Raw genomic sequence first — 13,166 nt, forward strand, 5'->3', positions numbered from 1 at the left:
GGCAATAACTTCATGATCAACCCGCTGAGGGGTGGTGCGGCGGTGGGTGGGGTTGGGGTTAGGCGACGTTGATGGGGCGGAACTGGACGCTCACCCTGGGGCCGGTCGGGCGGGTGGTCTTGGGGATCGCGTGTTCCCAGGTGCGCTGGCAGGAGCCGCCCATCACGATCAGATCGCCGTGACCCACCGGGAAGCGCAGGCTGTCGCCGCCGCCGCGCGGGCGCAGCAGCAGCGGTCGGGGTGAGCCGAACGAGACGATCGCGACCATGGTGTCGCTGTGCGCGGAGCGGCCGATGGTGTCGCCGTGCCAGGCGACGCTGTCGCGGCCGGAGCGGTAGAGGCACATGCCGGCGGTGACGAAGGGCTCGCCCAGCTCGGGCGCGTAGTACCGGGTCAGCGCGGTGCGTGCGGCCGTGAGCACGGGGTGCGGCAGTTGCCGGTCGCCGTCGTACCAGCAGAGCAGGCGGGGCACGTCGACCTCGCTGTCGTACATGGTCCGGCGCTCCGCCCGCCAGGGCACCTCGGCGAGCAGGGTGTCGAGGACCGCGTCGGAGCCGCGCACCCAGCCGGGGAGATGGTCGACCCAGGCGCCCCGGCTGAGCTGGTGCCGCCGGATCGGGCCGGGCAGCGCCCCCAGGGTCGGCTCCGCGTCGGTCAGGTCGAGCATCGACGGCTGGTAAACGGCCTCCATGAAGCCCACCCTAGCAGCGTTTTAGTACACCAGTGCGAGCCCCGCACCCCGCGCCGCACCCTGCGTCGATCTTGCAGTTTCGGTTGACGACTTGAGGGGTTTTGCCCCTCTATGTCGCGACAGAAAGTGCAAGATCGCGGGGCCGGGGCCGGGGCCGGGGCCGGGTTAGGTCTTGGCGAGGGTTTCCAGTACCGCGTCCACTACCCGGGCGCGGCCTTGGCCGTCGACTGCGGCCCAGGCTCGGGCGGCCAGCGCCGCGCGGCGTTGCGGTGAGCGGAGCAGCGCGTTCAGCGTCCGTGCCGCCGTCGCGCGGGCGGTCCGCCCGGGCATCCCGGGAGCGGTCAGGTCCGGCAGTTCGCCGAGGCCGGCGGCCAGTCCGTGGCGCACCACCCGGGCGTACGACTCGCGCTGGTTGTCGACCACGCAGACCAGCGCCGCGGGTGCGCCGAGGCAGCACAGCTCCCAGGTGGAGGTGCCGGCGGCGCTGACCACGAGGTCCGCCTCGGTGATCAGGGTGGGCAGCGAGCCGGTGGGCGGGACGGGACGGACGACCTGCCCCCGCCCAGGGGTGATCGCCTCCAGTTCGGCCTCGATCTCGGGTCGCCCGACGACGACCGTGAGGTCCATCGGGTGGCCGGTGGACAGCAGCACCCGGGTCAGCACCGGAGCCGCGCCGACCGCGTCGGTGCCACCGAAGAAGGCCAGCACCCGGGGCCTGCCGACCGTCGTGGCGGGTCGGGGTGTCGCCGGACGGGCGGCCACGACCGAGTCGCGCAGCAGGACGTACCCGCTGCCGGCGAGCAGCCGCCCGGGCAGCGCCGGATGCTGCGCCCCGAAGTTCTGGTCGAGGTAGAGGTCGGCGTCCTGGCCCCGGCTGTCCCCGTCGATCACGGCGAGGGTGCGGATGCCGGCGGCGCGCAGGGCGCCGGCCCCGGCCGGGTCCAGCTCGTACGAGTCGAGGACCATCACGTCGAGGTCGTGTCGGCGGGCCGCCTCGACCAGCTCGCCCGGCGACTCCGGGCCGGGGTGCAGTTCGATGCCGCGCGCGGCCAGTTCGGCGCTGGCCCAGCCGACCCGCTCGACCGTGCCGAACACGGCGACGTGGGCGCCCCGGGCCAGGAACTCCTCGGCGAGGGCCAGGCAGCGTACGAGGTGCCCGACGCCGCGCCGCGGCCCGGCGTCGCAGCGCAGCCCGACCCGTAGCGTGCTCAGGACTCCTCCAGCCGCTTCTGGCGTACGTCGGCGTTGAGCGCGCGCAGCCGGGGTTGCCCGTCGAGCCAGTCGGCGAGCTTGGCCAGTGGCACGCTGACGTCGCCGAAGTGGTCGGCGACGGCGCTCACCAGCGCCCAGTCCTGCTCGGTGTCGAGGGTCAGCCGCAGCGCCGAACGGTCCGGGGTGAGGGTCACCCCGAGCACCCGGAACAGCTCCGGATGGGTGTACGCGTACGAGGTCACGTGCACCCGATGGTGGCCGGTGGCGAGCCGGTCCAGGGTGCGCAGGGCGTCCGCGCGGATGATCTCGACGTCCAGTCCGCGGGGCAGGGTGCGTGCGATCGACGTGCTCGCGTAGTCCAATCCGGGTACGGCCTGGTACACCGAGGCGACCAGCGTGATGATCTCCGGGTCGAGCAGCGGGCAGTCGGCGGTGAACCGCATGACCGCGTCACCCGGGTGGGCGGCGAGGGCGCCCACGAACCGGTCCAGCACGTCGTCGACGGGGCCGCGGTGGCACGGTACGTCGAGCCGGCGGCACTCGTCGACCACCGCGTCGTCGACCGGGTCGGTGCTGGTGGCGACCACCAGGTCGGCGAGGACGCCGCTGTCGTGGGCGGCGCGCACCACGCGGCCGAGCACGGACCGCCCGGCGAGCGGGCGCAGCACCTTGCCGGGCAGCCGGGACGAGCCCATCCGGGCCTGCACGATCCCGACGATCCGTGGCGCGACGGCCGCTCCCGTGCCGGCCGCCGGGTCGGGCCGCGTCGCCGGGTCGGGCCGAAACGCCGGGTCGGGCCGCGTCGTCGTGTCGGGCCGCGTCGCCGGGTCGGGCCGGGCAGCGGCGCCGGGCCGGGTCGCGGGCGCGTCGCCGTCGTCGGTCACTGCTGCTCCTCCTGCTCCGCGACGAGTTGCTCCGCGACGAGTTGCTTCGGGGCGAGGGCCGCCCGCGCGCGCCGCTTCGCGGCACGCGCGCCGCGCTTGGCCAGCCGGGCGGGTGTGATGGCGAGCCGGCCGACCCGGTAGCTGATGGACCCGCTGAGCAGGCCGATCTTCGCCTCGGCCCGGCGCAGCGCCCGCTCCCGGGAGGTGAGCAGCTCGTCGGTCCAACGGGTCAGGGCCGCCAGCCGGCTGATCTCCTCGCGTTGGCGCAGCCACGCCTCGCGCAACTGCTGGTAGCTGTGCGCCCCGACCGGTGGGTCGGTCGGTTCGACCGCCTGGAGTTCGTCGGCGAGGGCGGTGCGGTGCTCGGCGTCCAGGCCGTGCAGGCTGGCCGTGATCGCTGCTTCGGCCCGGACCGCCTCGGCCACTGTGGCCCGGTCGAGGTCGTGGCCGGCGAGCCCGCCGAGGACGACGGTGAGGCCGGCGACGTCCAGGGTGGACGACCACGGGTGGGCGTATCCGCCGGTGAGCATGGCCGCCGCGAAGCGCCACAGCCCACGGGCCAGCACCACGTCGCCGGGGAGCCGGTCGGTGGCCCGCCAGCTCGGGTCGAGCACCGCGAAGCGTTCCCCGTCGACCACCATGTTGTCGGCGCTGGCCAGCGCGGCGGCCCCGGCGAGCCGTCCGTCGGCGTCGGCCTGGTCGGCGAGCCAGCCCGCGTACCCGTGCAACAGCCCGCGGAGCGTGGCCAGGTCGCGGCGCAGCGCGGCGTCGAGCAGCAGGGTGTGCAGCAGCCGCCCGGCCGGCACCGGCCCGGTCAGCGCTGCGGGGTCCCGGTACGCGGCCTCACCGCTGGCGGACGGCGCGGTCGTGCCGGCGGTGGCGACGTACCCCCACCGCCAGCCGGACGGGCCGTCGCGCACTTCCAGCACACCGATCCCGGGCCGGCCGGACGACCCCGTCTGCACCAGCGCCACCGGCAGGTCCCCCTCGGCGGGGGAGTCCGTCGGCCTGCCGGGTCGGTGAGCCAGCAGCAGCCAGGCCGGCGCCAGGTCGGCGGCGCGCCCGGCGTGCAGGGCGTCCACCGCCAGCCGGGCCGGGTCCTGGAGCACCGTGGCGGGGGCGAACGCGCCCGCGCAGGCGCCGTGCAGCACCGCGTCGAACAGCCCCCGGTCCGCGCCGCGGTCGAGCTGGTCGGCGTCGAGCAGGGCCGTCGCCGTCGCCCCACCGGGGTACGCGGCCCAGCAGGCGCTCGGGCGGAGCCCGCTGTCGGTGATCCGCTGCCGGAGCTGGTCCCGGTTGGCGGGGTGGGCCGCGTCGAGCACCCCGCCGATGACCCAGGCGGCGTCGTCCCGGGCGGCGTACCAGGGGCTGGTGGCGACCAGCCGGTGCAGTCCGAGCGGGTTGTCCAGGCGCAGCAGCAACGTGCCGCCGGGGCGTACCGCGGCGACCAGCCGGGCCAGCACGCCGTCCCAGCCGAGCCGGGTGCCCTCCACCGACTCGATCGGGTCCAGCCCGGCGGCGGCGATCACCACGTCGTACGTGTCGTCGTCGGACAGGCCGGCGGGGCCACCCACGACCACGCGGGCGGCCCGCTGGGCCAGCGCCACGGCGTCCGGGTGACTGCGCAGCAGGCAGGTCACCTCGGCGTGGGCGAGCCGGTCGAGCAGCGCCGGGTCGTGCGGGCCGGCCAGCAGGACGCGGGCGCCGGGCGGCACGATGCGGGCGGCCAGCGCGGCCAGCGGCCCTCCGTCGGTCAGCCGCTCCTTCGGCAGGTCGGACCAGGCCAGCATCTCGCCGCCGGGCAGGGTGATCCGGCCGGCGGGTGCCGTCTCAGTCGTCACTGTCGTCCTCTTCTTCTTCCGGAAGGTTCGCCCAGCCGAGCAGCTCACGCAGCTCGGCCGGGGTGCAGCGGTGGTCGACGCCCAGTTCCGCGCGGGCGATCGACACGGCGGTGGGCAGGTCGACCTGGGTGCCGTGCAGCTCCGGCCACTGCCGACGGATGCGGGCGGTGCCACCGAAGGTCGGGTCCTCGTTGGACAGGATCATCGGGTCGCCGTAGACCGCCGGCTCGCAACCGGCCGCGATGCCGTAGAAGATCGCGCTGGTCAGCCGGTTGGATGCTACCCGCCGGTGCCGGCGCAGCTCGGTCAGTTGCTTGTCGAGGAACTCCGGGTCGGTGTCCTTCCACCAGTGTCCCCGGTAGCCGTGGCAGATCACCCGGAACCCGGCGCGCTCGTAGAGCCGCCGGACGTGGCGCATGCCGTACTCGTGCCAGTAGAGGCAGACCGTCACCGGCCCGGGCTCGGTGTCCCGGATGCGGGCGATCAGCTCCCGGTGGTCGCCCTTGACGTGCTGGCCCTCCCAGCCGTGGAACGGGTACCAGATGGTGCCCTCCCGCTCCTGCTCCGGCGGGTCGTCCGGACGCATGGCGAGCAGGTAGCTGAACGGGGCGCCGATCACGACGACGTTGCGCCGCCCCACCGACCAGGCCCGGCGGGCGGTCTGCTCGGACCAGAGCAGGCTCGGCGTGCGGTCGGCGTACGGGTGGCCCGGTGCCAGGCCGTCGCCGATGTTCCAGCCGTGCTGCACGTACCCGTTGATCCGGGGCGGGTGCCGGTCGCCGAGGCCGGCGTACCGGGCCAACACGTGGGCGTGGCCGTAGAAGTGGTTCGCGTGGTGCATCAGCTTCCCATCAGGCGGCGGAACGCACCGCGCTGCCCCGCAGGATCGCGGTCAGCGCGTCGATGACGCGGTCCTGGTCGGCGTCGCTGAGTCCCGGGTACAGCGGCAGCGACAGCTGCTGGGCGTAGAACGACTCGGCCACCGGGCACGACCCGCGCCGGTAACCCAGGTCGGCGAAGGCGGGGTGCCAGTGCACCGGGATGTAGTTGACCTGCACGCCGATGCCGGCGGCGCGCATCCGGTCGTACACCTCGCGGCGACGACCGTCGAGCACCCGGATCGGGTAGAGGTGCCAGGCCGGGTCGGCCCACGGCTTGCGGACCGGCAACCGTACGCCGTCCAGGTCGGCCAGCGCCTCGTCGTAGCGGGCGACAAGCGCGGCCCGACGGGCGGTGAACGCGGCGAGCCGGCGCAGTTGACTGCGGCCCAGGGCGCAGAGCACGTCCGGGAGGCGGTAGTTCAGGCCGAACTCGTGCACCTCCTGGTGCCAGCCGCCCTCGTCGGGGTAGCGCAGGTCGTCGCGCTCGCGGACCATGCCGACGCCCCGGAACCGGCGGGCCCGCTTCAGGACCTGCGGGTCGAGCGCGGCGACGGCGCCTCCCTCGGCGGTCGTCAGGTTCTTCGTGGGGAAGAACGAGAACGTGGTCAGGTCGGCGAGCGAACCCACCGGACGACCGCGGTACGACCCGCCGATCGAGTGCGCCGCGTCGGCGAGCAGCAACACGTCGCGGCCCGCCAGCGACGCGCGCAACGCGTCGTAGTCGGCCGGGTGGCCGGCGTAGTCGACCGCGGAAACCACTCTGGTACGCGAGGTGACCGCCGCCGCGGCGGCGGCCGGGTCGAGGCAGAACGTCTCGTCCTCGACATCCGCGAAAACGATCTTCGCGCCGAGCGCGACGGCGCTGCTGGCGGTCGCCACGAACGTCATCGGTGGGACCACCACCTCGTCGCCCGGTCCGACCTCGGCGGCCGCGTACGCGACGTGCAGCGCCGCCGTGCCGTTGGAGACCGCGGCGACGCCCACCCCGCCGGTCCAGCGGGCGAGGTCGGCCTCGAACGCGTCGACCTGCGGCCCGGTGGTGAGCCAGTCACCGCGCAGCACGTCGGCGACGGCCGCGATGTCGTCCTCGGAGATCGACTGCCGGCCGTACGGGAGCATCCCGGTCATGCGGTCAGGCCGAGCATCTCGCGTAGCTGCTCGACGGTGAGCCACTCGTCGTTGGTGTCCGACTGGTAGGCGAAGCCGTCCGGCACGGGCTCGCAGTCGACCGGCGGCTGGTAGCCCCAACCGGCGATGGTCGGCTGGACGATGTAGCGGTCCTTGGCGCGCAGCGTCCGCCGACTGTCGTCCGGGGCGATCATCTCCTCGTGCAGCTTCTCGCCGGGCCGGATACCGATCTCGTGGGTGGTGGCGTCCGGCGCGACGGCCTCGACCAGGTCGAGGATGCGCATGCTGGGGATCCGGGGCACGAACAGCTCGCCGCCCTGCATCTGGTCGAACGAGTCCATGACGAACTGCACGGCCTGCTCGAGCGTGATCCAGAAGCGGGTCATCCGCTTGTCGGTGATCGGCAGGCTCTTGCCCTCGGCGGCCAGCCGGTGGAACAGCGGGACGACCGAACCACGGCTGCCGACCACGTTGCCGTAGCGCACCACGGCGAACCGGGTCGGGTGGTGCGCGGCGTAGTGGTTGGCCGAGACGAACAGCTTGTCGCCGACCAGCTTGGTGGCGCCGTACAGGTTGATCGGGCTGGACGCCTTGTCGGTCGAGAGCGCGATGACCTTCTTGACGCCGGCCTCGATCGCGGCGTCGACGACGTGCTGCGAGCCGGTGATGTTGGTGGCGATGAACTCCGACGGGTTGTACTCGGCGGTGTCCACCTGCTTGAGCGCGGCGGCGTGCACGACGTGGTCCACGCCGTGCATCGCCCGGGTGAGGCGGTGCCGGTCCCGGATGTCGCCGATGAACCAGCGCAGCCGCGGGTCGTCGCCGAGCTGCTGGCGCAGCTCGTACTGCTTGAGCTCGTCGCGGGAGAAGACCACCACCCGGGCGGGGTCGGCCTCGGTGAGGATGTGCCGGAGGAAGGTCCTGCCGAAGGAACCCGTTCCCCCGGTGATCAGAATGGACGATCCATTCAACTCACTCAATTTGGTGCTCCCGTGATCGTGGATGAACCGGCGGCCCTCGGCCGGCCGACCGGGGTGAGACGCTAACGGCGGCGGGTTAACGCACCGGCGCTCGCGGGTTAACCGCTCCCCCTGCTGTCGTGAATGGCGGGCACCGCGCAGGCGAACACTTCCGACCGTCCGGGAAGCGGGCTGACCAGGGGAGATCCGGCCGCTACAGTGGCCGCGCGAGCGACCCGGCCGCCGTGCGCGTGTCGTCGGTACCGCGTTCACCCGACATCCGCACCGCCTCGGTGCGAGCGGGTCATCCCCGGGCGTCACCGGCCGCGCCGCCCTGCCCGGCGGCGGCCCGGCCGGCAGTTCAGGAGGCGTTGATGGCAACCGGCAGCGACGTGATCGAACGACCGGCGGTCCCGGCCGGGGGACCGCCCGCGACACCCGAACGCCGGTGGCTGGTGCCGCTGCTGCTGTTCGTCGGCTGGCTGTTGAGCGTTGCCTGGCGTATGTGGCTGTCGCGGCACATCGCGCTGCCCATCGCGCATACCGACGAGGACAGCTACCTGAACACCGCCCGCGCCCTCGTCGGCGGTCCGGGCGGCTTCAGCAGCGAGAACGATCTGCTGCGCCGGGTCGGGTACCCGATGCTCATCTCGCCCGCGTTCCTCGGCCACCACGACTTCACCGACAGCTACCGCCTCGTCCAGCTGATCAACGCGATGGTCAACTCGACGCTGCTGCCTCTGGCGTACCTGCTCGGCCGGCGGGTGCTCAGGCTGCCCCGCGCGTCGGCGCTGCTCGCCGCCGTGGTGGCGGCCACGCTGCCGGCCACCGCCTTCTACGCCGGCGTCGCGATGATCGACACCGTGATGGCCCCGCTCGTCGTCGCCTGGCTGCTTGCCGTGCACCGGTGGATCGAGCGGCCCGGTCCGCTCGCCGCGGCCACCGTCGGCCTGCTGGTGGGCGCGTTCCATCTGCTGCACTCGCGGGCTCTGGTGATCGTGGCGGTGCACGCCGGCCTGGTCCTGCTGCTGTTCGTCCGCCGCCGGATCGACCCCGTCGCGGTGCTCGCGGCGCTGCTGCCGGTGCTGGCCCTGGCCCTGGTCAACGAGGCCGGCATCCGCTTCCTCGGGGACAAGGTCTACCTGCTCGGCAGCACCCCCGGTGGCGGCACCGTGGCCGCCGTCGCCTCCGCGCAGGGGGTGGTCCGCGTCGGCGCGGCCGTCACCACCCAGCTCTGGTACCTCGTGGTGATCACGTTCGGGATGGCCGGCATCGCCTGGGCCGCCGCGGTCAAGGAACTCTGGCGTCCGCGCCACGGCGACGCCACCCGCTGGACCATGGGTGTCGCACTGGTGGTGAGCGTCGGGGTCGCCAGCGGCGCGTCCGTGATCCTGGCCGGCATCACCGGCAAACCGTTGGACGCGATCTACGGCCGCTACGTGCAGATGCTCGCCCCGTTCTGGCTGCTGGTCGGGCTCGGGGTGCTGCTCACCGAGGAGCGTCGGGTGGTGCTGCGCCGGGCGGCGGTCGCGGTGGGCCTGCTGGTCGCCGGCGGCGCGCTGGTCGCCGTCCGGCTCGCGTACGTGGCCAGCCGGGGACACTCGCTGCGGTACGGCGGGTTCGGCGCACCGGACCTGATGGCGTTGACCAACGGTTGGCGGGAGATGCGTCCGGTGCTCGGGTCGCTGATCGGTATCGGCGCGTGCCTGCTGCTGGTGGCCGCGGTCCGGGTGCCCCGGCTACGGCTGCCGGTGCTCGGCGTCCTGGTCGTGGCCAACCTGCTCACCATGCAGGTGATCGACCAACGGCTGGTGCGACCGATGGCGGCGAGCACCGCGCCGACCCCGTGGGTCGCCGACGTCGGCGTACGCCCCGGCGAGCGCGTCTGGGCCTCCACCGGGGTGCACTACATCCTGCGGTTCAATCTGAGCCACCAGGTGACCTGGACCGACGTGCGGTGGTTCCGCGAGCAGCCACCCGCCGCCGCGCAGGTGGTGTTCGCCCGCTGGGCGCCCGGCCAACCGGACGACTGGGACGGCGCGAAGTACGGCTTCGTCCGGCTCGGCGGCAACGAGCGGCAGCACTGGGCGGCCTGGCGGCGGGCCTGATCCGATATTCGTTCCGCCCGGTGGACACCGCAATTGTGTGAACGGCGGATGTCCACCGGGTTAATGCTTGTCGGCCAGTGCGCAAATGGTGGCGGTAATCAGCGCTGGCGACGATCCTGACGGGCCAGGGAAATCGGGATCACGGTGATTTCCCGCCCGTCGGACACCTCCTGTCGTGGCGTGCCCTCGACGAATCGGAAACGCCGGTTCATCTGCCGCACGACGGTGTTGTGCGCCAGCACCTCGCCGTCGAGCCGCAGCAGGTGCAGTCCGTCGAAGGCGTACTCCACGGCCTCGGACATCACGCCCAGCCAGGCCGGCAGCGTCTCGCCCCGGTCGGCCAGCCCGTCCGCGTCCAGGTAGAAGCCCCACGCGCCGGTACGCGGTCCGTCCAGCCGCAGGTCGAAGAAGGTGACGACCCCGCAGGGCCGGTCGTCGTGGACGTACATCAGGACCCGTCGCGTCGGGTCCTCGCGCACCGCCGACCACCACCGGGCGTGCTCCTCGGCGGTGATTTCGTGGCTGGTCTTGCTGACCTGACGGTTGGTTTGCTGATTACGCCAGGACAACATCAGATGAACGTCGTCCGTCGTCGCTTCGCGCAGCACGTGCTCTCGCTTTCCTGTCTGAACACAACCGGTCCCGGCACCTTACCCGGGGCCACCGGGAAAGCAGTTATCCATTCGCCGGGTTGTAGACTCCGCCGCATGAACGAATTGAGTCGCGCGCAGATCCGCGACCTCATGGCGCAGGTGCTCAAGAACCAGGACAAGGAACTGCCCGACGACGACGCGGCGCAGTTGCGGGACATCGGTTTCCGCTCGCTGGACTTCTCCGAGCTGGCCCTGCGGGTGGAGGACGAGACGGGGGAGGAGCTCAACTTCGACGCTCCCGGCCTGCGCCGCATCGCCACCGTCGGCGACGTCCTCGACTTCCTCGTCGAGCTCCAGCAGCGGTGACCGTCGCGACAGCCCAGCCGGCCACCGCGGGCCCGGAACCGGCCGGCGTCGACAACCGGATCGTCGTGGGCGGCGCCCCGCTGACCTGGCGTACCTTGCCGTCGCCGGAGCTGCCCGACCCCGCGGCGGTGCTGGCGACCTCCGCCCGGCACGCGCTCGCCGCCGCACGGCAGCACGCCGTGCACGGCACCGAGCTGCTGCTCAGCACCGCGAGCCGGGTGGACGCGACGATGCGCGCGGAGCTGGGCGACGCCGGGTTCACCGTGACGCTGCTCGACGACGACGGCGCGCACCCCGGCGCGCCGACCCGACCGCGCGCCGCCGAACCCGGCCGGCTGTGGCTGCTGACGTCCGGCTCGACGGGCCGTCCCAAGCGGGTCGGGCACACCCTGGACACGTTGACCACCGTCCGGGCCGACCAGCCGGACCGGACCTGGCTGTGCCCGTACGCCCCCGGCACGTACGCCTGGTGGCAGGTGGTGACCCTGTCGTTGACCCAGCCCGGTCAGCACCTGGTGGTGGTCGACCCGGACGAGTTGGACGACTGGCCGGTGGTCGCCGCCACGTACGGGGTGGACGCCGCGTCCGGCACGCCCACCTTCTGGCGGCGCACCCTCTACCGGGACGCCGCCGCGCTGGCCCGGGTCCCGCTGCGGCAGATCACCCTGGGTGGGGAGCCGGTGGACCAGGCGATCCTGGACCAGCTCCGCGAGGTCTTTCCCGCCGCGCGGATCTCCTGGATCTACGCGTCCTCGGAGGTCGGTGCGTCCATCGTGGTGCACGACGGGCGGGCCGGGTTCCCCGTCGAGTGGCTGGACCGGGAAACCCCGGGTCGACCCACCCTCTCCGTACGCGACGACGAACTGGTCGTGACCTCCCCGTACCACGGGGTCGGCCTGGCCGGCCCGGTCCGCACCGGGGACCGGGTGCAGGTGCTCGACGGGCGGGTGCTGATCACGGGTCGGTTGGACTCCGACGAGATCAACGTCGGTGGGAGCAAGGTCTCCGCCGGTGTGGTCCGGGGCGTACTGGCACAGCATCCCGGCGTGGCCTGGGCCCGCGTCACCGGCCGCCGGGCTCCGGTGCTCGGCCGGATGGTCGTCGCCGACGTGGTCCTCGCGCCCGCCGCCGCCCCGCTGCCCGACGAGGCCGCATTAGTCCGCTGGTGCGCCGACCGGCTGCCCGAGCACGCCGTGCCCCGCCGGATCCGTGTGCTGACCGAGATTCCCGTCAAGGAGACCCTGAAGAGCGATGTCTGACCCCGCCGACACCAAGCTCGTACCCCCCAGCTCCGTGGTCCTCGTCTCCGGCGGTTCCCGAGGGCTGGGCCTGGCCATCGTCACCGACCTGCTCGACGCGGGCGTACGGGTGGCCGCGTTCGCCCGTACCGTCACCCCCGAGCTGGAGAAGCTCGCCGCCGAGCACCCCGACCGGGTGCACGTCGGTTCGGTCGACGTCACCGACCTGCGCGCCGCACAGGGTTTCGTCCGCGAGGTGGAGCAGCGTCTCGGCCCGATCGACGGCATCGTCAACAACGCCGCCGTCGGGCAGGACTCCCTGCACGTGCACACCGCCACCGACGACATCGCCCGGATCATCGAGACCAACCTGACCGCGCCGCTGCAACTGACCCGGTTGGTGATCCGTCGGATGCTCGCCAAGGGACTGCGCGGCCGGATCGTCAACATCACCTCGATCTGCGCGCAGCGCGGCTTTCCGGGCCTGGTCGCGTACTCGGCCACCAAGGGCGGCATGGACGCGGCCACCCGCTCGCTCGCCCGGGAACTCGGCGGCCGGATGCTGGTCAACGCGGTCGCGCCCGGTTTCTTCGCCTCGGAGATGTCCGCCGTGCTCGGCCCGACCCAGCTCGACCAGATCGTGCGCCGTACCCCGACCGGTCACCTGACCGAGCCGGAGGAGGTCGTACCGGTGGTGCGGATGCTGCTGCGCGAGCACACCAACATCAACGGTCAGGTCATCGTGGTGGACGGTGCCGCCTCCATCTGACCTGCGGCCGGTGCCGGGGCTGCTCGCCGCCGCCGAACGGCACCTCCGGATCGGTACGCCCGTCGAGGTGGCCGCGGCGACGACCCGCAGTCACCTCGACGACGGGCGCTGCGTCGGCTGGTACGGCCCGCCGGTGCCGGGCTGGCGGGTGGCCGTCGACGCGGAACGCGCCGACGCCCCGGTGCCCCCGGCGCTGGCCCGCCGCTTCGGCCCTGGTGACTTCTGGGCCCGCTGGACCCGGGCCGAGTGTCACGGCAAGTTGGCCGACGTGCCGATCGCGATCTGGTGGCGCCGGCACGGGTTGACCACTCCGGTGTACGGCACCACCCTCTGGCGCACGCTTCGGGTCGCCGACCTGGTGGTCACCGTCGGCTTCGCTCCCGGGCAGGGCGCCGGGCCGATCGGCCGCGCCTGACCGGTCGGGGTGCGGTTGGTGTTGGCGGTGCCTGTCGAGCTGCCCCACGAATGGGGCGAGATGGTGTCGGTGGCGGGCCCG

At 73.2% G+C, this 13,166-nt stretch carries 13 protein-coding genes; 5 read left to right on the forward strand and 8 right to left on the reverse strand.

Annotated features, from left to right (window positions below; translation table 11 throughout):
* Positions 1 to 58: 58 nt before the first annotated feature.
* From ACN263_RS08920 to pseB, 7 genes are all read right to left on the reverse strand, one after another.
* Positions 59 to 691 (reverse strand): alpha-ketoglutarate-dependent dioxygenase AlkB, encoded by a 633-nt coding sequence (locus tag ACN263_RS08920; protein ID WP_422739337.1) that lies wholly within the window; start codon positions 689 to 691, stop codon positions 59 to 61.
* Positions 692 to 856: 165 nt separating this feature from the next.
* Positions 857 to 1,903: a PseG/SpsG family protein gene (locus ACN263_RS08925; protein WP_422740640.1), complete on the reverse strand. Its 1,047-nt coding sequence runs from the start codon at positions 1,901 to 1,903 to the stop codon at positions 857 to 859.
* Positions 1,900 to 2,622: a cytidylyltransferase domain-containing protein gene (locus ACN263_RS08930; RefSeq protein ID WP_422740641.1), complete on the reverse strand. Its 723-nt coding sequence runs from the start codon at positions 2,620 to 2,622 to the stop codon at positions 1,900 to 1,902. Before ACN263_RS08930 ends, ACN263_RS08925 begins: the two co-directional genes overlap by 4 nt.
* Before the next feature lie 161 nt (positions 2,623 to 2,783).
* A complete protein-coding gene (locus ACN263_RS08935; protein ID WP_422739338.1) occupies positions 2,784 to 4,628 on the reverse strand; it encodes a class I SAM-dependent methyltransferase in 1,845 nt (614 codons plus the stop codon).
* A complete protein-coding gene (locus ACN263_RS08940) occupies positions 4,618 to 5,469 on the reverse strand; it encodes a hypothetical protein (RefSeq protein WP_422739339.1) in 852 nt (283 codons plus the stop codon). The genes ACN263_RS08935 and ACN263_RS08940 overlap by 11 nt, the downstream gene beginning before the upstream one ends.
* Before the next feature lie 10 nt (positions 5,470 to 5,479).
* On the reverse strand, positions 5,480 to 6,637 hold the full coding sequence (locus ACN263_RS08945) for a DegT/DnrJ/EryC1/StrS family aminotransferase (RefSeq protein WP_422739340.1): 1,158 nt from the start codon (positions 6,635 to 6,637) through the stop codon (positions 5,480 to 5,482).
* On the reverse strand, positions 6,634 to 7,617 hold the full coding sequence (pseB, locus tag ACN263_RS08950; protein WP_355050345.1) for a UDP-N-acetylglucosamine 4,6-dehydratase (inverting): 984 nt from the start codon (positions 7,615 to 7,617) through the stop codon (positions 6,634 to 6,636). Before pseB ends, ACN263_RS08945 begins: the two co-directional genes overlap by 4 nt.
* A gap of 353 nt (positions 7,618 to 7,970) precedes the next feature.
* Between pseB and ACN263_RS08955 the strand changes: the two genes are divergently transcribed.
* Positions 7,971 to 9,704, forward strand: a complete 1,734-nt coding sequence (locus ACN263_RS08955) for a hypothetical protein (RefSeq protein ID WP_422739341.1) — start codon at positions 7,971 to 7,973, stop codon at positions 9,702 to 9,704.
* A gap of 98 nt (positions 9,705 to 9,802) precedes the next feature.
* Here ACN263_RS08955 and ACN263_RS08960 read toward each other — a convergent pair whose 3' ends face one another.
* Positions 9,803 to 10,312 (reverse strand): GNAT family N-acetyltransferase, encoded by a 510-nt coding sequence (locus ACN263_RS08960; protein ID WP_422739342.1) that lies wholly within the window; start codon positions 10,310 to 10,312, stop codon positions 9,803 to 9,805.
* 99 nt (positions 10,313 to 10,411) lie between these two features.
* Between ACN263_RS08960 and ACN263_RS08965 the strand changes: the two genes are divergently transcribed.
* Genes ACN263_RS08965 through ACN263_RS08980 form a run of 4 tightly spaced genes read left to right on the forward strand, consistent with a single transcriptional unit; the run spans position 10,412 to position 13,085 of the window.
* Positions 10,412 to 10,663, forward strand: coding sequence for an acyl carrier protein (locus tag ACN263_RS08965; protein WP_422739343.1), 252 nt, complete (start codon positions 10,412 to 10,414; stop codon positions 10,661 to 10,663).
* The gene (locus ACN263_RS08970) at positions 10,660 to 11,922 is read left to right on the forward strand and encodes an AMP-binding protein (RefSeq protein WP_422739344.1); all 1,263 of its coding nucleotides are present in this window, start codon (positions 10,660 to 10,662) and stop codon (positions 11,920 to 11,922) included. Before ACN263_RS08965 ends, ACN263_RS08970 begins: the two co-directional genes overlap by 4 nt.
* A complete protein-coding gene (locus ACN263_RS08975; protein ID WP_422739345.1) occupies positions 11,915 to 12,670 on the forward strand; it encodes an SDR family NAD(P)-dependent oxidoreductase in 756 nt (251 codons plus the stop codon). The genes ACN263_RS08970 and ACN263_RS08975 overlap by 8 nt, the downstream gene beginning before the upstream one ends.
* On the forward strand, positions 12,654 to 13,085 hold the full coding sequence (locus ACN263_RS08980; protein ID WP_422739346.1) for a hypothetical protein: 432 nt from the start codon (positions 12,654 to 12,656) through the stop codon (positions 13,083 to 13,085). The genes ACN263_RS08975 and ACN263_RS08980 overlap by 17 nt, the downstream gene beginning before the upstream one ends.
* The last annotated feature ends 81 nt before the right edge of the window (positions 13,086 to 13,166 follow it).

This window comes from Micromonospora sp. WMMD729 (assembly GCF_049315225.1).
Taxonomy (GTDB): domain Bacteria; phylum Actinomycetota; class Actinomycetes; order Mycobacteriales; family Micromonosporaceae; genus Micromonospora.

Coding starts and splice junctions, on each gene's coding strand:
- ACN263_RS08920 (WP_422739337.1), bottom strand. CDS start 691: ATGGAGGCCGTTTACCAGCCGTCGATGCTCGACCTGACCGACGCGGAG.
- ACN263_RS08940 (WP_422739339.1), bottom strand. CDS start 5,469: ATGCACCACGCGAACCACTTCTACGGCCACGCCCACGTGTTGGCCCGG.
- ACN263_RS08945 (WP_422739340.1), bottom strand. CDS start 6,637: ATGACCGGGATGCTCCCGTACGGCCGGCAGTCGATCTCCGAGGACGAC.
- ACN263_RS08955 (WP_422739341.1), top strand. CDS start 7,971: ATGGCAACCGGCAGCGACGTGATCGAACGACCGGCGGTCCCGGCCGGG.
- ACN263_RS08965 (WP_422739343.1), top strand. CDS start 10,412: ATGAACGAATTGAGTCGCGCGCAGATCCGCGACCTCATGGCGCAGGTG.
- ACN263_RS08975 (WP_422739345.1), top strand. CDS start 11,915: ATGTCTGACCCCGCCGACACCAAGCTCGTACCCCCCAGCTCCGTGGTC.